Origin of the sequence: Moorena sp. SIO4A1 (genome assembly GCF_010672065.1) — a bacterium.
Lineage (GTDB): Bacteria > Cyanobacteriota > Cyanobacteriia > Cyanobacteriales > Coleofasciculaceae > Moorena.
In genome coordinates, this window is record NZ_JAAHHX010000002.1 from 330,165 (window position 1) to 349,915 (window position 19,751).

Annotated in this window: 18 protein-coding genes and 3 pseudogenes; 13 read left to right on the forward strand and 8 right to left on the reverse strand. The window is 44.0% G+C overall.

The features are described 5' to 3' along the window. The first annotated feature begins 173 nt into the window (after positions 1-173). Together F6K53_RS02410 and F6K53_RS02415 are read left to right on the forward strand one after the other, a co-directional pair. Entirely contained in the window at positions 174-584 is a 411-nt protein-coding gene (locus F6K53_RS02410; RefSeq protein WP_293024451.1) for a XisH family protein, read from the forward strand. Then, positions 572-907, forward strand: a complete 336-nt coding sequence (locus F6K53_RS02415; protein WP_293024449.1) for a XisI protein — start codon at positions 572-574, stop codon at positions 905-907. Before F6K53_RS02410 ends, F6K53_RS02415 begins: the two co-directional genes overlap by 13 nt. A gap of 22 nt (positions 908-929) precedes the next feature. Here F6K53_RS02415 and F6K53_RS02420 read toward each other — a convergent pair whose 3' ends face one another. Beyond that, positions 930-1,277, reverse strand: a complete 348-nt coding sequence (locus tag F6K53_RS02420) for a XisI protein (RefSeq protein ID WP_293063882.1) — start codon at positions 1,275-1,277, stop codon at positions 930-932. Then, positions 1,253-1,681, reverse strand: coding sequence for a XisH family protein (locus tag F6K53_RS02425; protein ID WP_293063880.1), 429 nt, complete (start codon positions 1,679-1,681; stop codon positions 1,253-1,255). Before F6K53_RS02425 ends, F6K53_RS02420 begins: the two co-directional genes overlap by 25 nt. Positions 1,682-1,853: 172 nt before the next feature. On the opposite strand from F6K53_RS02425, the gene F6K53_RS02430 reads away from it, so the two are divergent. After that, positions 1,854-2,972 carry a YbjN domain-containing protein gene (locus F6K53_RS02430; RefSeq protein WP_293063878.1) on the forward strand — a complete coding sequence of 373 codons (1,119 nt, stop codon included), beginning with the start codon at positions 1,854-1,856 and terminating at the stop codon, positions 2,970-2,972. Between the two features lie 193 nt (positions 2,973-3,165). Next, positions 3,166-3,294 carry a hypothetical protein gene (locus F6K53_RS02435; protein WP_293079804.1) on the forward strand — a complete coding sequence of 43 codons (129 nt, stop codon included), beginning with the start codon at positions 3,166-3,168 and terminating at the stop codon, positions 3,292-3,294. Here F6K53_RS02435 and F6K53_RS02440 read toward each other — a convergent pair. Further along, on the reverse strand, positions 3,291-3,446 hold the full coding sequence (locus tag F6K53_RS02440; RefSeq protein ID WP_293024442.1) for a UPF0175 family protein: 156 nt from the start codon (positions 3,444-3,446) through the stop codon (positions 3,291-3,293). The two genes, F6K53_RS02435 and F6K53_RS02440, sit on opposite strands and share 4 nt — an antisense overlap. 471 nt (positions 3,447-3,917) lie before the next feature. Here F6K53_RS02440 and F6K53_RS02445 point away from each other — a divergent pair, with 471 nt between their 5' ends. Next, positions 3,918-4,985 (forward strand): hypothetical protein, encoded by a 1,068-nt coding sequence (locus F6K53_RS02445; RefSeq protein WP_293063875.1) that lies wholly within the window; start codon positions 3,918-3,920, stop codon positions 4,983-4,985. A gap of 349 nt (positions 4,986-5,334) precedes the next feature. Further along, the gene (locus tag F6K53_RS02450) at positions 5,335-5,778 is read left to right on the forward strand and encodes a hypothetical protein (RefSeq protein WP_293079807.1); all 444 of its coding nucleotides are present in this window, start codon (positions 5,335-5,337) and stop codon (positions 5,776-5,778) included. A 171-nt stretch (positions 5,779-5,949) separates the two neighbouring features. Here the strand turns inward: F6K53_RS02450 and F6K53_RS02455 are convergent, their stop codons facing one another. After that, positions 5,950-6,396 carry a tellurite resistance TerB family protein gene (locus F6K53_RS02455; protein ID WP_293024436.1) on the reverse strand — a complete coding sequence of 149 codons (447 nt, stop codon included), beginning with the start codon at positions 6,394-6,396 and terminating at the stop codon, positions 5,950-5,952. Positions 6,397-6,591: 195 nt separating this feature from the next. Between F6K53_RS02455 and ligA the strand changes: the two are divergent. From ligA to F6K53_RS02470, 3 pseudogenes are all read left to right on the forward strand, one after another. Then, a pseudogene (ligA, locus tag F6K53_RS02460) lies at positions 6,592-8,664 on the forward strand (NAD-dependent DNA ligase LigA); the annotation flags it as partial. A gap of 27 nt (positions 8,665-8,691) precedes the next feature. After that, positions 8,692-9,093: pseudogene (locus tag F6K53_RS02465) on the forward strand (helix-hairpin-helix domain-containing protein); the annotation flags it as partial. Positions 9,094-9,159: 66 nt separating this feature from the next. Beyond that, a pseudogene (locus F6K53_RS02470) lies at positions 9,160-9,771 on the forward strand (helix-hairpin-helix domain-containing protein); the annotation flags it as partial. A gap of 12 nt (positions 9,772-9,783) precedes the next feature. Here the strand turns inward: F6K53_RS02470 and F6K53_RS02475 are convergent. From F6K53_RS02475 to dusB, 3 genes are all read right to left on the reverse strand, one after another. Next, on the reverse strand, positions 9,784-11,016 hold the full coding sequence (locus F6K53_RS02475; protein WP_293024434.1) for a transposase: 1,233 nt from the start codon (positions 11,014-11,016) through the stop codon (positions 9,784-9,786). 494 nt (positions 11,017-11,510) lie between these two features. Beyond that, positions 11,511-11,690 (reverse strand): 30S ribosomal protein S21, encoded by a 180-nt coding sequence (rpsU, locus tag F6K53_RS02480; RefSeq protein WP_008186741.1) that lies wholly within the window; start codon positions 11,688-11,690, stop codon positions 11,511-11,513. Between the two features lie 638 nt (positions 11,691-12,328). Next, complete coding sequence (dusB, locus tag F6K53_RS02485) at positions 12,329-13,339, reverse strand: tRNA dihydrouridine synthase DusB (RefSeq protein WP_293079810.1); 1,011 nt, start codon at positions 13,337-13,339, stop codon at positions 12,329-12,331. 915 nt (positions 13,340-14,254) lie between these two features. On the opposite strand from dusB, the gene dnaK reads away from it, so the two are divergent. From dnaK to F6K53_RS02505, 4 genes are all read left to right on the forward strand, one after another. Continuing rightward, positions 14,255-16,165, forward strand: coding sequence for a molecular chaperone DnaK (gene dnaK / locus F6K53_RS02490; RefSeq protein WP_293063867.1), 1,911 nt, complete (start codon positions 14,255-14,257; stop codon positions 16,163-16,165). 494 nt (positions 16,166-16,659) lie between these two features. Further along, positions 16,660-16,824 (forward strand): hypothetical protein, encoded by a 165-nt coding sequence (locus F6K53_RS02495; protein ID WP_293063864.1) that lies wholly within the window; start codon positions 16,660-16,662, stop codon positions 16,822-16,824. 10 nt (positions 16,825-16,834) lie between these two features. After that, complete coding sequence (locus F6K53_RS02500) at positions 16,835-18,172, forward strand: ATP-binding protein (protein WP_293063861.1); 1,338 nt, start codon at positions 16,835-16,837, stop codon at positions 18,170-18,172. A 98-nt stretch (positions 18,173-18,270) separates the two neighbouring features. Then, complete coding sequence (locus tag F6K53_RS02505) at positions 18,271-18,483, forward strand: hypothetical protein (protein ID WP_293063859.1); 213 nt, start codon at positions 18,271-18,273, stop codon at positions 18,481-18,483. On the opposite strand, the gene F6K53_RS02510 is transcribed toward F6K53_RS02505, so the two are convergent. Beyond that, positions 18,442-19,635 carry an HhoA/HhoB/HtrA family serine endopeptidase gene (locus tag F6K53_RS02510; protein ID WP_293063857.1) on the reverse strand — a complete coding sequence of 398 codons (1,194 nt, stop codon included), beginning with the start codon at positions 19,633-19,635 and terminating at the stop codon, positions 18,442-18,444. The two genes, F6K53_RS02505 and F6K53_RS02510, sit on opposite strands and share 42 nt — an antisense overlap. Between the last annotated feature and the right edge of the window lie 116 nt (positions 19,636-19,751).

Consider the following 19,751-nt stretch of genomic DNA (forward strand, 5'->3'; position numbering starts at 1 on the left):
CTCTTAGCGGAAGCTGAGGCCTTTGGCCACGCTTCGCGAACGCTTCATCGCGTAGCGTGACCTACGGTCAATCGCTAACCTGACCCAGAATAACTCAAAACTCTAAAGGAAGTCCATTATTGTATAATGGTTTTGTATCAAGATTTGCATAGATTTCCCGTCATAGCCAGCGAATGAGAGACGTATTTCATAATGCTGTAAGGCACGGACTAGAAAAAGAGGGCTGGACAATTACCGATGATCCTCTCAGGATTCGGTCTGGCCGAGTTGATATGCAAATAGATTTGGGAGCTGAGAGGTTACTTGCAGCAACAAAAGGAAATGAAAAAATTGCTGTTGAGATCAAAAGCTTCACCAATCCCTCTAATATTTCTGAGTTCCACACTGCTCTGGGGCAATTTTTAAATTACCAAGTTGCTTTAGAACAAGAGAAACCTGAGTTCAAACTGTTTTTGGCAATACCTGTTGGGGCATTAAGGACTTTCTTTAGTCTACCATTTGTGCAAACAGTAGTTAAGCGTTTTCAGCTCAGTCTCTTGGTTTATGATCCATCTGAAGAGGTGATTTTAGAATGGAAAAAATAATCCAGTATCGCCAATACATTAAACAACTTCTGAGTGATTATGCCAGTAAAAGTCCATCTGATGAAGATGTTGAAGCTGCCTTAATTTTTGACTCAGACCACGACCATTACCAAGTTGTCTATACTGGTTGGAAGAATCGCCAACCAATGTATGGTTGTGTTCTACATATGAGTATCAAGAATAGGAAAATTTGGATACATCATGATGGAACTGAAATTGGTTTTGCCAACGAACTTGTCAAATTGGGAGTACCAAAGACTGATATTGTACTAGCATTTCAAGAACCTGCTGTACGTCAATATACTGACTTTGCAGTGAATTAGATTCAGATAACGATGCTAAACCCTATGCAACCCCATACCCAGTATGTTCACGAATCTCGGGGGGATGAAAAGCAAGAACAATCCTATCCTTCGGTACTCCTGAAGCAACCAATTCATCCGTGATACCATCTTCAATACCGTCGTAGTGAATCCAAATTTTACCATCGCGGATTTCAGCATGAACAATGGTACCATATACACGGCGATGATTTTCCCAGCCTTCATCGAGCAGCATAAAATGATTGCGATCGCCACTGATAATTACAGAGGTTGTCACATCACCATAGCGGTAAGGAAGATTGGCGTAATACTTTAAAATATTTTCTAGGGTTTCACCCCATTGCTCTAAACGTTGATTGGTGGTTTCCATTCGATAATTTCCTCAATATTTACATCGAAAACAAGTAGGCGAAAACCAGGTTCTTCCAACAGAATTTGTCCAGCTTCCTCCTCAAACAATGTTTCAAAAATCTTGCGAGCAACTGCCAGATATATTTGGCGATTAGGATCTCGTTTCTTGAGTATCCTACTATATAAAAAGAATTGTCCCCATGCTTTTTCAAGATCATTAATAGGAGAAGGGCTGATAAAAGTTTTTACTTCAACCGCTATTTTTGTAGCACCTCGTTCAGCAGCAATCAGTTTTTCAGCACCTAAGTCAACTAAGGCATTACGGGTACCGATTTTGATAATCAGTGGATCATCAGTAATAGTCCAACCATCTTTGATCAGGGCGGTTTTGACAGTATCATGATAAAGGTCTTTAGCAGGCATCGACGAGTTGTTCCATAGTTTGAGGTTTAATTTTTCCAGTCCGCTGATAGCTGAACGCGCACGCGTGCGCGTAGCGCTTAAGCTTACAGCTATACTAGCAAAGCCCTAAACCTGGAACTAAAACCAGGACTGCCATTAACAACAACTGGATTTACTTTAATTTATCAAAAAAATGAATGATTATACTGAAAACTTCCCTTTAGACAAAGAGTTAACCTTAAGCGACTCCTCCAATCCCTTAACCATTCCCACAACTTCCCTATCTCTCACCACACAAAACGAGCAAATCATCGAATGTCGCCTTAACTTCCACGTAACCCCCGAACTTTACCACCGCATCGACACCGAAAAACTATTCAACCTCAAACCAGAAGTACGGGCACCCATGAGTGGTGGTAACTTTCTCCCCAGTGGTGACATCCAAATTGAAACCACTCTCCAACCGGATTTACTGCCACAGCTATTAGAAAACGCTTCCACCGCAGAAGAAGCTGCTAACTACCTGCTTGACCTTTGTCAACAACCCGAAAACCCCTTAACAAACAAACTACTCAACACCGAAAGCTGGCTATGCTTATCCGTAAAACAGCAACAACCCAACGGTGAAGTCGGTTATAACACCTTCTGGAACTACCTTAATCCTTCCACCATTAACCACCCAGAAGCTACCAGCGAAGAACTTTCCGCAGGAATTGTTAACTTTTTCCAAGAATGGACCCAAGCCAATTTAGCTGAAGCTACCCAAAACGCTACCTCTGAATTTCTTGAGGGAATTACCAGCATTTTAAACGAATTAGTTGATGAAAAATTCTCCGACACAGAAGAAGATACCACCACAAACCAATCAATCTTTACCGCAATAGTTAACTTTTTTGAATCAGACGAATGGCAATTTGTCAATATACCAGAAACATCAGCCTTGCGTCTTTTATTCCGAGGGGAAAATGGACAATGGACTTGCTACGCCAAAGTCATAGAAGAACAAAGACAATTTGTATTTTATTCAGTTTGCCCCGTTAAGGCTCCAGAAAACAAGCGCCTACCCATTACAGAATTTATCACTCGCGCCAACTATGGCATGATTATGGGTAACTTTGAATTCGATTTAGACGATGGAGAAATCCGCTACAAAACCAGCATTGATGTACAAGAGGACAATCTTAGTTTTGCTTTAATTAAACCAATAGTTTATGCTAACGTGATGACAATGGATGAATATTTACCGGGAATTATGGCAGTTCTTGAATCAGAGGTGGAAGTGAAAGAAGCGATTTCATGGATTGAGGGTTAAGACATATAGCAATTCTACGACTTGTGAGGTACAAATTTATGGGTTTTAGGGAGCAGGGAGCAGGGAGCAGGGAGCAGGGAAATTTTTAAAGCTGCTCCAGCAGCTAATTCATTCGCCACAGCTTGAGGGACAATAACGGAGCCATAAAGTTGTGGGAGTAAATCTAGTAAATTTGTTTGATAGAGATATTAGATTGGTTAGGTATAGTAATCCTAAATCAATTGAGAGAATGTTTGTTACCTGTTCCCTACTCCCTGCTCCCTGCTCCCTGCTCCCTGTTCCCTGTTCCCTGTTCCCTTTGCTATATCAGCAATCACATTAGGCATTCGCTAAATCCTCTGTTAATTCTGCTTCTGTTAATCTGAAAGTGTTGATACCATAGTCACTCAACTTAGATAAAAAAACTACTCGCTCAATACCAGCTAGTTGAGCAGCAGCACCAGAGTAAAGTTTACCTAATTTATAAAGTTTCATCGCAGCACTTAAACATAATTCTTCTCCTAGTGTGGTGTTAGGTTTAAAGCCTGTGCGGTTTCTTCTGGAACAGATAGGGTAAGTTGATACATAATCAAAGGGAAAGCTACTTTGCTATAAATATAGCAATTATCATAGCTATAAGGTACACAATTTCGGGATTTTAGGGAACAGGGAACAGGGAACAGGGAACAGGGAACAGGGAAGAGATAAGAGATAAGAGAGAAGAGGGAAGAGGGAATAGGGAATAGGGAATAGGGATGCGCTGCATCAAGACTGTACCTTATAACTGCCAGAAACGCTATATAGCATTTATCAAATACGTGAGGTACAGTACGTACCGGAAGCGCTACCCCTTTGGTCTAATCGCCGATAGAAACAATTTCCTCAACATGGACAAAGCCAGGCTTTAAAGATAATTGAAAATCTAAAGTACTATTAACGTTAACAAGGATAACTTCGAGGTGCGCAATGGATCTACACAAATCTAAAACTATACTCTTGAGTAGCATACTCTTAGCATACTTGAGTCTCAATGCTTGTAACGAACAAGGGACACCGCCACCGGATACATCCACTTCCTCTCCATCTCCTATAACAGAAGTAGAAACATCCCCAACTCCTACCCAAACTCAAAATACCCCTAAGCAAAGAAAAGTTAAGGTTTTTTTACCCAAGCAACCTCAAAGTAATGAGGATTTTAGGTATGTGGAACCTGTAGTCAGAAGCACCAATAGTCGTGCAGTGGCTACTTTTGCCATTGAACAGTTGATTATTGGTCCGACCACAGCAGAAACTAAAATTGGTTTCACCGAAGCACTAAAACTTAAAGGTAGCTCCAACTGTGGTAAAGATTTTACTCTCTCTATTGCAGCAGAAACCGCCACCCTCAAGTTTTGCCGTGCCATTCCTTCCCCTGGAGTAGGCTATGATGCTAGAGCTACCAGTGCTATTCAATCTACCCTCAAACAGTTCTCAACTATCAAATCGGTAGTTATCCTCAACAAAGACGGCAATTGTTTTGGGGACTTAAGTGGTGAAAACCTCTGTTTGAAGACTGGGAGCAAGAGAGAAAGACTTTCTACTAAATCTAAAATAGCAATTAATGGCATTGGCCCCATCACCGTGGGCATGACGGTGAAAGAAGCATCCCAGGCTGGGCAAGTTAAATTAGTGCAACAAACTAGTGGTGGAGAAGACTATGGTTGCTTAATCTACAAGCCAGAAGGAATAGAAAATCTCTGGTTTATGGTGACAGAAGGAAAAATTACCAGGGTAGACACACGTTCTCCACAGATTAGCACAATTAGCGGGATAAAAGTGGGGGATAAGTTAGATAAAATTATGTCTTTGTATCGTAACAAAATAGAACTTGAACCCCATCAATATGTACCGGGTGGTAAATATGCAACCTTCGTACCAACAGATACTTCAGATAAAAATTATCGAGTGATTTTTGAAACCAATCCAGAGGGTAAGGTAACTAGTTTACGCGCTGGGAAACTACCGGAAGTGGCATATGTAGAAGGATGTGTTTAACTCAAGTTGGAAAGAAGTACTGCGCTCTAATGAAGGTGAGCTTCCCTTGGGAGAGCCAACCCAGAATCTAGAAAATCGGCTCTTCGGTACCGGTTATATCATGTCCGGTTGAATACTTACACAGATAGATTCTGATCAAACCAAAAAATCCTCGGATCTCTTTCCTTCTGTTCCCTGTTCCCAGATCCGCTGTTCGCTGTTACCTTCTCCTTATTTTCGATTCCCTATTACCTGGTAAACACGTCAGTAATTTTTATTTAATTCGAGATAATAACTTGACAAAAATATCCGTGGCGAAGTAATATCATTTTGGTTTCATCAGAAACAAACATTAGAGATAAGTTAGGTGATGAAAATCTTAAAAGTTATCAAAAACGGCATGAACTTCAAATTCGCCCAAGCGTTGAAAGTGCTGTGCGCTTTGTTGGTAGCGGCACAACTGTTTTTAACTAGCGCCCCCCCTGCGATCGCACAACCCATTGGCCCTTGTGTACTAGATCCGGCTGATATTGGTGTGCCCTGTACTCGTGATATCAATCCCTGTGGCAATCCTAGCATTTGCCTCTGCCCGGATGGATATTCCTATGATCAATCTGTCGGCAAGTGCATGATCAAAGACATTTCTATGGCAGGCGGTCCTGGAAAACCTGTTGATAGCAAGTGTGCAATCCCACCGCAGGGTATTTGCACCCGAGACATCAATGCGTGTGGCTATCCGAGCATTTGCCAATGTCCTGGAGGAACCGAATACAGTGCGTTGACTGGTTCTTGTGAAGTACAGGTCGGATACTAGAACCTCACTCTGTTAGTAATTCTATCCAATCCCAGGTGATCACAAGTTAGATTCAGATCATAATTAACAGTTGAGGGTTCACTTTCAGCAGTGAACCCTCAACTGAACAGACTTAGCCAGTTTTGTCAACATTAATTAAGTCAGTAATTGTTAATTAAAATAAAAATCCTATTACCCTTGATTTTTAATTAACATTACCTCTATAATTTTTACGCCAGTTTCCTCTGATATCTCTAAAGCCTGAGAAAGCTCGTTCAAAAAGTCTTCTTCCTCATCGGTAATTTCTCCATCTGCTAAGATAATATCAGTGGCGATCGCAAAGGCTGTTCCTTGTAGCTCATAGGGGAGTGATTTCAGGGCTGCACTAAGAAGAGGATAAGAACCTTGTCGCTGCAGGAGCATCAAAATTCGTTCAAACATTCTTGCCATTACATCAGCTGAGTAGCTCCTAAACAGCTGCATTCGAGATAAGGCAGTAATAATGGCTTGTACTTCAGAATTAGTCGCGTATCCGTCAGCAGCAACAGCGATTAATGCGATCGCAGCAAATGCTTCAGCTGGTCCGAGTGTTGTCTGGCTGTGTTGACGACTAATTGAAATTTTATCAAACAGACCCATTTTTGTTGTCTCTTGGAAAAGTACCTTAGTTAATACCAAGATGACATTGGTGACCGCAAATGGAATTAGTGGAAATACTGAACTTGTGACTAGACTTTGCGAAAGTTTCCTATTCCACCTCAAGCAGGGCTATAGTTAATCTGGTTAATCTGACCAATAAACTAGAGTCAATCTCCATCAAGGATAATCACCCCTGTGGCACCAGTAACCCCCGACGTAAACCAGCGAGTTCAGGAACTGCGGCGACTGTTGCAAAACGCTAGTTATGCCTACTATGTCCTCGACAATCCCATCATGGCAGATGCCATCTACGATCAACTCTACCGGGAACTGCAAGAGCTGGAAACAGAGTATCCTCAGTTAGTAACCTCTGATAGTCCAACCCAGCGGGTAGGAGAAAAACCAGCTACTGGTTTTGTTTCCGTGCGCCACAATATCCCACTGTATAGTCTGGATAATGCCTTTAACCTTGAGGAATTTAATCAATGGCAAGAACGATGGCAGCGTCATATTTCTGGTGATATTTCCCAAGACTCAGGACTCAATACTGAATACGTTTGTGAACTGAAAATTGACGGTTCAGCATTAGCACTGACCTATGAAAATGGGATTTTAGTGCGGGGAGTGACCAGGGGTGATGGGTCCACAGGAGAAGATATTACTCAGAATGTCCGCACTATTCGCTCCATTCCTTTGCGGCTGAATCTAGATCAACTTAATCTAGACGAAAATCTAGACCAACTGCCAGCTTTAGTAGAAGTGCGTGGTGAGGCATTCTTACCTCTGGATGTATTTGAGAGGATTAATCAGGAACGAGCACAAGCAGGTGAGCCATTATTTGCTAATCCTCGTAATGCCGCTGCTGGTACGTTGCGCCAATTAGAACCTCGAATTGTTGCTAAACGGCAATTGGCTTTCTTTGCTTATACCTTACATATTCCGAATCAGGATAGTAGTGAGGAGTACACCATCCCAATGCCCAATTCCCAATGGGATGCTCTAGATTTGCTGCAAAAGCTTGGTTTTCCGGTGAATCCCCATCGCCAATGTTGTGCTTCCCTACAAGATGTTCAGGATTATTACAATCATTGGGATGCGAAACGGAAAGATTTACCTTACCTGACCGATGGGGTAGTGGTGAAAATTAATGCTTTCCCGATACAACAACAATTGGGGTTTACCCAGAAGTTTCCTCGTTGGGCGATTGCTCTGAAATATCCGGCTGAAGAAGCTCCCAGTCGTGTGGAAGCAATTACAGTTAATGTGGGACGCACCGGAGCAGTGACACCCTTGGCTATTTTAGAACCAGTGCAATTGGCAGGGACAACAGTACAACGGGCTGCCCTACACAATGGTGATTATGTTGCCCAATTAGATTTGCGAGTTGGGGATACGGTGATTGTACGGAAAGCGGGGGAAATTATCCCGGAGGTGGTACGTGTCTTACCAGAGTTACGTCCTGATCATGCTAAACCCTTCGAGATGCCTACCCATTGCCCTGTTTGTAATCAACCCTTGGTGCGTCCTAAGGGTGAAGCAGTGACTCGCTGTATTAATTCATCTTGTCCTGCTATTGTTAAGGGCACTCTCACCCACTGGGCAAGTCGTAATGCTCTTGATATTAATGGTTTGGGGGAAAAGATTGTAGAACAATTGGTAGACCAAGGCTTGGTGACATCGGTTGCTGACCTTTATGATTTAACCCTAGAGCAGCTGGTGTCATTGGAGCGTATGGGGCATAAGTTAGCCCAGAAGTTGCTAAATGCGATCGCAAAATCCAAAACTCAACCTTGGTCACGAGTCCTGTATGGGTTGGGGATTCGTCATGTGGGTAGTGTCAATGCTCAAACCCTCGCCCAGACTTTCCCTACCATTGAGCAGTTGGCTCAAGCAACCGTCACCGATATTGAGGGAATCTACGGCATTGGACCAGAAATTGCTCAGTCTGTCTGGGGTTGGTTTCAGATTTCCAGCAACCAAACCTTGATTACTCGATTGCGAGAAGCAGGTTTACAGTTAGCAGCCTCCCAGAACAATATAGCGCTAGATAAACCCCAACCCTTAACTGGAAAAACTTTTGTGATTACTGGCACTTTGCCTACCCTCAAGCGTAGTGAAGCGAAAGACTTGATTCAAAACGCTGGTGGTAAGGTTACTAGTTCCGTTAGTGCCAAAACTGATTATTTGGTGGTTGGGAAAGATCCTGGTTCTAAGTTAGAAAAGGCTAAAGCATTAGGAATTACCCAATTACGTGAATCCCAGCTATTAAGATTTACCCAGAAGTTTCCTGCGATTGTGAAGGGAACTATCACCCACTGGGCAAGTCGTAATGCTCTTGATATTAATGGTTTGGGGGAAAAGATTGTCGAACAATTGGTAGACCAAGGCTTAGTCACATCCGTTGCTGACCTTTATGATTTAACCCTAGAGAAGTTGGTGTCATTGAAGCGTATGGGGTATAAGTCAGCCCAAAAGCTGCTAAATGCGATCGCAAAATCCAAAACCCAACCTTGGTCACGAGTCCTGTATGGGTTAGGGATTGGTCATGTGGGTAGTGACAAGGCTAAAACCCTTGCCCAGACTTTCCCTAACATTGAGAAGTTGGCTCAAGCAACCATCTCCGATATTGAGGGAATCTACGGCATTGGACCAAAAATTGCTCAGTCTGTCTGGGATTGGTTTCAGATTTCTAGCAACCAGACCTTGATTGATCGATTGCGAGAGGCAGGTTTACAGTCGATTGACAAGAGACCTCTGACCCGCTGGGCAAGTCGTGATGCTCTTGATATTAATGGTTTGGGGGAAAAGATTGTCGAACAATTGGTAGACCAAGGCTTAGTCACATCCGTTGCTGACCTTTATGATTTAACCCTAGAGCAGCTGGTGTCATTGAAGCGTATGGGGTATAAGTCAGCCCAAAAGCTGCTAAATGCGATCGCAAAATCCAAAACTCAACCTTGGTCACGAGTCCTTTATGGGTTAAGGATTCGTCATGTGGGTAGTGTCAAGGCTAAAAACCTTGCCCAGACTTTCCCTACCATTGAGCAGTTGGCTCAAGCAACAATCCCCGATATTGAGGGAATCTACGGCATTGGATCAGAAATTGCTCAGTCTGTCTGGGATTGGTTTCAGATTTCCAGCAACCAGACCTTGATTGATCGATTGCGAGAAGCGGGTTTACAGTTATAAGGATCACCTTAAACTATAGCGCTATATAAAATCCAACCATTAACCGGAAAAACCTTTGTGATTACTGGCACCTTGCCTACCCTTAAGCGTAGTGACGCGAAAGACTTGATTCAAAACGCTGGTGGTAAAGTTACTAGTGCCGTTAGTGCCAAAACTGATTATTTGGTGGTTGGGGAAGATGCTGGTTGTGACATACTCCTACACTGATCTTTTCAGATTCAGTGTAGGCTTCTTACCAACTCCACCTATTGGTTCGGATACTCGGTAAGCTTTACTTCGGACGGGATGCCCCACCGCCAACTTCAATATATTTTTTGCCGCATTCACGTCCCGGTCTTCCGTGTATCCACAGTGAGGACAAGAATGAATGCGGTCTTTTAATTTTTTTTGAACTTTTTTGCCGCAATTAGAACAGTTCTGACTGGTGTTTCGGGGGTTCACTGCTTTCGTGGCCAGTCCAGCGATCTCGGCTTTGACTGATAAGATTGACAGAAATTGACCCCAACCAGCATCTAAAACTGACTTGGCCATTTTGCTCTTAGCCAGACCCTTAATGTTTAATTTTTCATGAGCCACTAGATCGTGATTGTCTAGTAAGTCTTTCGCGGTCTTAAAATGGAAGTCTTTCCTGGTATCAGCTACCTTTTTGTGAGCCTTTCCCAATTTAAGAACAGCCTTTTTTCTGTTGTTGCTTCCCTTCTTGGAGCGGCTAACGGCTTTCTGAATTTTTTTTAGCCGTTTTTGAGCTTTTCGGTAGTACTGAGGGATGGGTACCTCGGTACCGTCAGATTTGATAAGGAAAGACTTAAGACCCATGTCAATCCCGACAGGATTAGTGACACTGTTGATCGGGATAATCTCCGGTGCAGAGTCATCTTGAATCAACAGGGTAACGTAATAACCATCGGCTTTTCGGGTTATCGTGGCGGTCTTAATTGTGAATCCATCAGGGATTGGTCTGTGATATATCATCTTGACCTTACCAAATTTTGGTAGGGTCAGAATATTGCCGCTAACTGGATTTTTAGACAAGGATGGAAAAGTAAAAGAGCGGTATCTGCTCTTACTCTTGAATCTTGGTTTTCCGCTCCTGTTGCCATTGCAGTCTCCTTTCAGAAACCGCTTAAAAGCCAGATCTACCCTCTTTACACAGTCTTGTAAGACCTGAGAGTGGATTTCTGCATACCAGGGTCTACTTTTCTTTAGTCCAGGTAGTGTCTTTTTCTGAGAAAAATAGTCTGGTTTTTTTCTTAGTTCTGGTAGATAGCAGGTTAGTGGACAGGAGTTAATAGAACAGCGATTCCGCTCATACCAATTAAATCTGTCAGCTAACAAGTAATTGTACTGACAACGCAACATATCAAGCCATTTTTCGATCTTGGCTATTTGATTTTTGTTTAGTCGCAACTTGTACTGGTAAGCTGATATCACTTTACTGTTCTCCTGTCTATCGACCTAAAACCATGCTAGCATGTGGGTGACCAATTGCAAACCCAGAATAGCCCAAAAATTGAAATACAAAAAACTAGTAGTCAGATTGACTGATTTTGAAAAAAGGCAGTTAAGACAAGAGGCCGAGCGGAGGGGTATGACTCCATCTGAGGAACGTAAGAAGCTTCATAGCTCGCCTACCAATACCAAAAGACCCAGTGCAAAATTCATCCCACACTCATGCTACGCATTGAGATGTGGGATGAATTTTGCCGGACGGCTAAGTTAGAAAAGGCTAAAGAATTAGGAATTAGCCAATTAAGTGAATCCCAGTTGTTGGAATTGCTGTAAGTCACCGTATCCCATACCAAATCTATGTTATCGATTCCCGATTCCCTTACTGTGGTTGGTTAAACCGGTCAGGTGATGGCAAGTAAGTCAACCAAAAAACCCCGCGTCTCATGACCGGGGAGTGTTGACAGTGGATTGAAGGTTTAGCGGTAACGACGCTTGCGTCTGCGAGCGATCGCTTTGCGCTTTTTCTTTTCAATGGGAGTCTCAAAGTGCCGTAGACGCTTCATATCAGCAAAAATTCCTGCTTTAGATACTTGTCGCTTAAATCTACGCAGGGCTGACTCAATACCTTCATTTTCACCGACAACCACTTGGGTCATACTAAATTAATCCTCCTAAATTTGAACAAAAAATTCTACCTATAGTATCATACAATTATACTATCTAGCAAGATTGGTGATAACAAGACGTCATAAGATATTACCAAAAATTTTGGGTAATCGCGCCCTGTCCTTATAGGACGGCTTTTATTTAAACTTTATCTTGACAGTTTGTGATAGGTGTGCTAAAAGAAAAATATAAAAGACTAGATAGATACTATCTAACCATAAGTAGACAACGTAAAAAATATGTATCAGATACATATTGCGTAATTTGGTCTAACGACTTAAACGTCTGCCGAAAAATTTAGATAAAAAAAAGTACCTATCTATCTAATATAAAAAAAAGGTACGGTGGGGCACACCGGAACCTGGATCTGAAATGATCTAAACGCTCGGGGAGATTTGTCCTCTACTCTTCCTGGTTCCGGCTGGCCCACGCAAGACGAGTCGTTGATCCAAGAATCCCCGTTCTTATAGGACGGGGAGTGTCAAACCGTCAAATACTGGAAAAAAAGACTATTTCATTAACAATTGCGGTTGATCTCGATGAAGGTAAGGATTCAGCTATCAGCTATCAGCTATCAGCTATCAGCTATCAGCTATCAGCTGACGGCTGACGGCTGACGGCTGATTGCTTATGGATGAAGTTTAGCGATCGCATTTTCAATCAACTCAACTCCTTGCTCAACCGTCTCTATTCTACTGAGTTTCTGACGCAATTCCCCTGCTCCAGGAAACCCTTTCGCGTACCAACTCATGTGTTTCCGGGACTGATAAATACCCCGCTCCCCCTTATAGTGCCATAGACCTTGTAAATGCTCCTTAGCACATTCAAGCAGTTGTACGGGTGTGGTTGGGGGGAACAGTTGTCCGGTTTTCAGAAAATAGTCTATTTCTCCGACTAGAAAGGGATAGCCCAGGGTTCCCCGAGAACACATTACCCCATCAGCACCGGTTTTTTCCAAGCAGCGCACTGCTGCATCGACGGACAAAATATCCCCATTAGCAATCACTGGGATAGACAGCACATCTTTTACCCGCTTAATCCATTCCCAGCGAGCCGAGCCATTATACCCTTGGTCACGAGTACGGCCATGGAGGGTCAACATCTGAGCCCCGGCATCTTCCATACGTTGGGCAAATTCTACCGCATTGATCTCCTGATTAGTCCAGCCAATACGGGTTTTGACTGTTACAGGTACCTCCACTGCCTTGACTACTGATCGTACAATTGCTTCCGCCGTTTCTGGATCTCGCAGTAAGGCAGACCCGCCACCATTTTTAGTAATTTTATTAACAGGGCAACCCATATTGATATCCACAGTATCTGCCCCTTCTGCCACTGCCCTTTGTGCTGCTTGAGCCAGAAAGTCCGGGCGACAGTCGAATAATTGGATACTGATCGGTTTTTCTAATGGGTCTACCTCCATAATCTTGGGCAATTCTCGGAGATACTTTAACTGGCTAGCATGAACCATTTCGGTATACATCATCGACTCAGTGGCGTAGCGACGCACTAGGCGACGAAACACCAAGTCGGTTACTCCAGACAGGGGTGACTGTAAAACCCGGCTGTTGACCTCAACCGAGCCAATTTTAAGGGGTGACGCTAACCGTTGCTGTAATTGTGGAGATAGAACTGGCATGGGTAATGGTGCTGTTTCCGTCGTGATCGCCCTTATTAATAGATAATTGATGCTTTAAAGATACTATAGTGCTGATTATACTTAGCTGATCATACTTATCAGGTAAAGTCAAGTTTCTTACCCCTATTCCCTACTCCCTACTCCCTACTCCCTACCCGGTTTCAGTTTCCTCCACTACTCTCAAGACGGCAAACACAACTGATTTTTTACGGTTCACACCAATCCCAACAGCAGTTAATTTTCGTAAATTAGACACAGGCAAGGCAAGAAAAACGGATAAGGAAAAAAGCAGACATGGGTTTTGACCATAGCAGTCCTAATTGAAACGTGACGGAAATCAGAACTCTGGGTGGATTCTTCCCCAACTTCGGTGATCTTCCCTATGTTCCGACTATCACACCTAATCGAAAATGGCGCTGATTAACCATAACTTTTTTCTTTCCTGCTGCCCCTTGACCGAGAAAATCAGTAGATAATCGGTTATCGAAGAGGGGAGTTTGTTCGCGTAGCGTGGCCTTTGGCCAGGGTAAAATTCATCCCCGTCCTCTTAGGTCGGGGATGAATTTTACCCTCAATGGCGTTAATAAACGAAAAAACTGGGTATCAATCCTACCCGGCTACCCCCGGAACGAGGGAAAGTTACGCCCATGGAGTTAACAGCCACTTAGTTGGTTGTGCCTGGGAATCCCCATCCTCTTAGGTTGGGGAGGTTCAATCAATAGAGAACCGTCCCATCTTAGGTTCGGGAAACCACCCTTCATTAGACTGGCAAATCAAGTTCAGTATAAATAATGGTAATCCAACCGATGGTATAAAAACTGGCAACGGTTATTCCTTGAACCAATCTGACGGATAATTCTCTAATCCTCTCCTACCCTACCAGTATTTGTAGTTATACGCACCCGGAACACTCTTATGGCAAAAGTTGTTGGAATTGACTTAGGTACAACAAACTCCTGCGTAGCAGTAATGGAAGGTGGTAAACCCACGGTTATTGCTAATGCAGAAGGTTTTCGGACAACCCCTTCAGTCGTAGCTTATGCCAAAAATGGCGATCGCTTAGTCGGTCAAATTGCTAAGCGTCAGGCGGTGATGAACCCCGAAAACACTTTTTATTCAGTCAAACGCTTCATTGGACGTAGATACAGTGAAGTCACCAACGAGGCTACCGAAGTATCTTACAAAACTCTCAAGGTTGGTGATAATGTCAAGCTAGATAGCCCAGCTCAAGGAAAGCAATTTGCGCCAGAAGAGATATCAGCTCAGGTGCTACGCAAGCTGGTTGATGATGCTAGCAAGTATCTTGGGGAAACCGTTACCCAAGCGGTAATTACTGTGCCAGCTTACTTCAATGACTCCCAGCGTCAAGCTACTAAGGCAGCGGGTAAGATTGCTGGTGTTGAAGTGCTGCGGATTATCAACGAACCGACTGCAGCGTCTCTGGCTTATGGTTTAGACAAGAAGAGCAACGAAACTATCCTAGTGTTTGACTTGGGTGGTGGTACCTTTGACGTCTCTATTCTAGAAGTAGGTGACGGGGTGTTTGAAGTGTTAGCTACCTCCGGTGACACTCACCTCGGTGGTGATGACTTCGATAAGAAAATTGTTGATCACCTAGCCAAAGAGTTCCAAAGCGCAGAAGGGATTGACCTACGTAAGGACAAGCAAGCTCTACAACGTCTGACTGAAGCCGCAGAGAAAGCCAAGATTGAGTTGTCTAGCGTTATGCAAGCTGACATTAACTTGCCTTTCATCACCGCTACCCAAGAAGGGCCTAAGCACCTGGATATGACCTTGACTAGGGGTCAGTTTGAAGATATTTGCTCTGACTTAATCGACCGTTGCCGCATTCCGGTAGAAAATGCTATCAAGGATGCCAAACTCGACAAGAGTGCCATTGATGAGGTGGTCTTGGTTGGTGGTTCTACTCGGATCCCTGCAGTGCAACAGGTGGTCAAGAAGGTACTTGGCAAGGATCCTAACCAGACCGTTAACCCCGATGAAGTGGTAGCGGTAGGTGCTGCTATCCAAGGTGGTGTATTGGCTGGTGAAGTCAAGGATATCCTACTGTTGGATGTCACCCCCTTGTCCTTGGGTGTGGAAACTCTCGGTGGCGTGATGACCAAACTGATTACCCGTAACACCACTGTCCCCACCAAGAAGTCAGAAACCTTCTCTACTGCTGTGGATGGTCAGACCAACGTAGAAATCCATGTTCTTCAGGGTGAGCGGGAAATGTCCTCTGACAACAAGAGCTTGGGAACTTTCCGATTGGATGGAATTCCCCCTGCACCCCGTGGCGTGCCTCAGATTGAGGTAACCTTTGATATTGATGCCAACGGTATCCTTAATGTTACCGCTAAGGACAAGGGCACTGGTAAGGAACAGTCGATCAACATTACTGGTGCGTCCACCCTATCCGATCAGGAAGTAGACCGGATGGTGAAGGATGCTGAAGCTAATGCAGAGGCTGACCAAGAGCGTCGTGAGAAGATTGACCGTAAGAACCAAGCTGATTCTCTGACCTACCAGGCCGAGAAACAGATTAAAGAACTCGATGATAAATTGCCAGCAGCTGATAAGGAGAAGATCGAAGGGTTGATCAAAGACCTGCGAGAGGCAATTGGCCAAGAGGATGATGAGAAAATCAAGACTCTGACCACTGAGTTACAACAAGCTCTCTACAGTGTTAGTGCTAACCTCTATCAACAAGCTGAGGGGGCTGCTCAGCCTACTGATGCTGGCGCACCAGGTCCTGATGCTGCTGCTTCTGGTAGCTCTGGCGGTGATGATGTCATTGACGCTGAGTTTTCTGAAAGCAAGTAGGGGTTTAGGTAAGCATATGCGCTACCTCACAGGCTAGAAGCCTGTGCCACGCACGCTACGCGAACAGCAGTCAGCGGTCAGCGGTCAGCTTGTTTTATTCAAAAACTGTTCCTGTAGCTTGCCCATTAGCTGATAGCTGATAGCTTATAGTTGATCCCTGGCCAAAGTCTAATCAAGGTTGATGAGTGATAAAATGCTCATCAACCTTTTGTTTATTGGATTTTAGGGAGTAGGGAGTAGGGAGTAGGGAGTCGGAACCCACCCCTAACCCCTCCTCGGAGGGGTTAGGGAATAGGGAATAGGGAATAGGAAATAGGGAATAGGGAAAAAAATTCTCACAATTACGACACGGATTGCTATATGATAAATTAGTAGCTAAAGTCTAGGCAAAAGGCAAAGGGCTAGAGGGAATAGTCGTCAGTTAGTAGAGTTTATTAAAAATAGGGTTATCAGTACTTTTGGCCAAATTAGTAAATCTTTAAAGTAGTTTATATGTGACATTTTTAAACCATAAAAAATCCAACTTAAAGAAACTTTTGCCTCTTGCCTCTTGCCTCTTGCCTCTTGCCTCTTATGAATTCCCGATTCCCGATTCCCTACTCCCTACTCCCTACTCCCTACTCCCTACTCCCTGCTCCCTAAAAACCTTACCCAACTGAAAACCCTATTGTGGATAAACAAACGATTGATTCAATTCAATACCTCCGCTACCAAGCTGCATCTTTGCTAGTTTATCAATCAGTATTGAGTGAAGGAGTAGGTTTAGCGTTTTTGAAACTATTAGAAGCTATGGTGAACAGTGATGTGGATGACATCAGTTGTTTAAAAGCTTATGGTGACTGGTTTCAAGGGTTAGCTAACAAAAACCAAAGTTGGCAAGATTATCTGTTTAGGCAAATCCTGAGGGCTGATAATTCCTTTACCAGGCAAGTTCAAGGTTCTGAATTAGAAACATTACCGCCAGCATTGGTAGAGGCAGCTCGTCATGACTTACAAGCTTTACAAAATATCTATCAGTGCAGCAGTAAACAACTTTGTAAGTGGGTCAAAAGAGCATCTGTTTTACCGGTTGAACTGGTGCCTTGGAATTGTGAGTCAAGTCAATCCAGGTCGGGAGCTGACCAGAGTGATAAACGTACTCGATGGCAAGGGGAGCTGCAAGCTAAACTAAACAATTTAGAGGATTGGGCTGATGGTTTGGAAGCGATCGCAGCATACTATCGAGAGTTTGGGACTGGACTTTTTGCTGACTATCAGGGGTTTCGTTGGCAATCGGGTCAGTTGTTTGGTATTGCCAATCCAGATCCGATTAGACTCAGTGAGCTGGTGGGCTATGAATTGGCGCGGACGCAATTGCTTAAGAATACAGAGTTTCTGCTGAAAGGCTACCGAGCCCTGAATGTATTACTTTACGGTAGTCGCGGTTCAGGTAAGTCTTCTTTGGTCAAGGCGTTGTTAAATGAATACGGTGAGCAGGGATTGCGAATTATTGAAGTCCCGAAATCAGAGATGATTGATTTACCGGTAATTACCGAGCAATTGCGAGACCAGCCTCAAAAATTTATTATCTTTATCGATGATTTATCCTTTGAAGAGGATAATGATTCCTACAAAGCCTTAAAGGTAATGTTGGAAGGGAATTTAACGGCACGACCTGACAATGTTGTGGTTTATGCTACCTCTAATCGACGACACTTGATTCGAGAATTCTTTGATGACCGTCCCCGTCCTAGCAATGAAGAAGTCCATGGTTGGGATACGGTTCACGAGAAACTCTCGTTTAGCGATCGCTTTGGCTTAACCTTAACCTTTGAGAAAGCTGACCAGAAAACCTACTTGAAGATTGTCCAACATTTAGCTACCCTAGCCCAAATCCCCCTTGAGCCTAGTGAAATCAGACGTCGTGCCTTACAGTGGGCAATCCGAGCCAATGGTTTCTCTGGTAGGACAGCACGACAGTTTATTGATTTTTTACACGCAGAGGAAGTCGGGAGTCGGGAGATGTAGGAGATGTAGGGTGGGCAGTACACAGACCGATTAACTCAGCTTGCTAATCCTGTAGCTAGCTACTGCCCACCTAGTCACAATCAATTCATTCAACTATCTTGATTTGCTATTATATCACACTTATCACATTTATTATAAAAATCGCCTTATTTCTTGAATCAACTTCCCCGACTCCCGATTCCCGATTCCCGTTCCCCTCCTGGGAGGGGTTAGGGGTGGGTTCCGATTCCCGATTCCCTACTCCCTACTCCCTACTCCCTCTATTATCATCAATTTTCCATAGGAAAAGCCCCTGGTCGGACGCTGATTAATTTGGTCTTACCGTTACGAAGCACTTCCACCTCTAACTGGGCACCAACTTCTGAGGCTTCTACACCCTGCTGAACCTCAGTGGCATTTTTAACTGCTTTCGACGCAACGGTTTTAATGATATCTCCTGATTTGAAACCAGCTCTCTGGGCGGGGGAGCCTGGCACCACCCGGACGATTAAAACCCCATCATCTTGGTTGACTTTAATGTCAAAGTTTTCGTCGAGATTAATTTTTTCTCTCAACTCTGGGGTCAAGGTCACCATCTGAATGCCTAGGTAAGGATGCTCAACTTTACCTTTAGAAAATAGTTGATTGGCAATCCGTTCCGCAGTTTCCACGGGGATCGCAAACCCTAAGCCTTGGGCATTGGCTCGAATAGCGGTATTAATCCCAACTACTTCACCAGTGGCATTCAACAAGGGACCACCAGAATTACCAGGGTTAATGGCGGCATCAGTTTGGATAAAGCTGACCCGTTTTTCAGGAACCCCGACTTGGGAACTGGAGCGCCCTAAGGCACTGATGATACCGACGGTTACAGTATTATCTAAACCGAGGGGATTACCAATAGCGATCGCCCATTCTCCTGGGGTCAAATTCTCAGCTTTACCCAAGTTGACTGTGGGCAAGTCCGTTGCTTCAATTTTGACTACGGCTACATCGGTCACTGGGTCAGTGCCCACGACTTGACCGTCAAAGCTGCGACCGTCTTTTAGGGTGACTTTAACTTCCTCTGTGCCTTCTACAACGTGGGCATTGGTAATCAAGCGTCCATCGGAGCTGAGGATAAACCCTGAGCCGGTGCCTTGCTCGATGCGCGGTTGTGGCATGGGCAGGTCTTCCCCAAAAAAGCGCCTAAAGAAGGGATTTTGGAAGGGTTGTGGGATATCCCGTGATACTTGACGGGCGGCATCGATTCTCACTACTGCCGGACCTACTTTTTCTACCGCTTTAGCAATGAAATTCAGGTTTTTCTGGGGTGTAACTGTTGATCGTTGTGGCGTGAATGGTTGTAATACTGCTGGAACGATTTGTGGGCGTCTGATTACCTCTTGCTCTGCCATGAGATAGCGACTACCCAAAACCCCTGCACCTCCGCCCAAGCCCAGCAATGTCAGATAAACGGTCAGCTGCTTTAGGGATAAACTCATGGTTCTAGAATTTTTAATAATTGCTTTTGGGGTCTATATACTTACACTTTACTGAAAAATGAGAAGTGTTGACGGAATAATATTTTTGAGTTAGGGAAAATAGGGGGTGGGGAGTG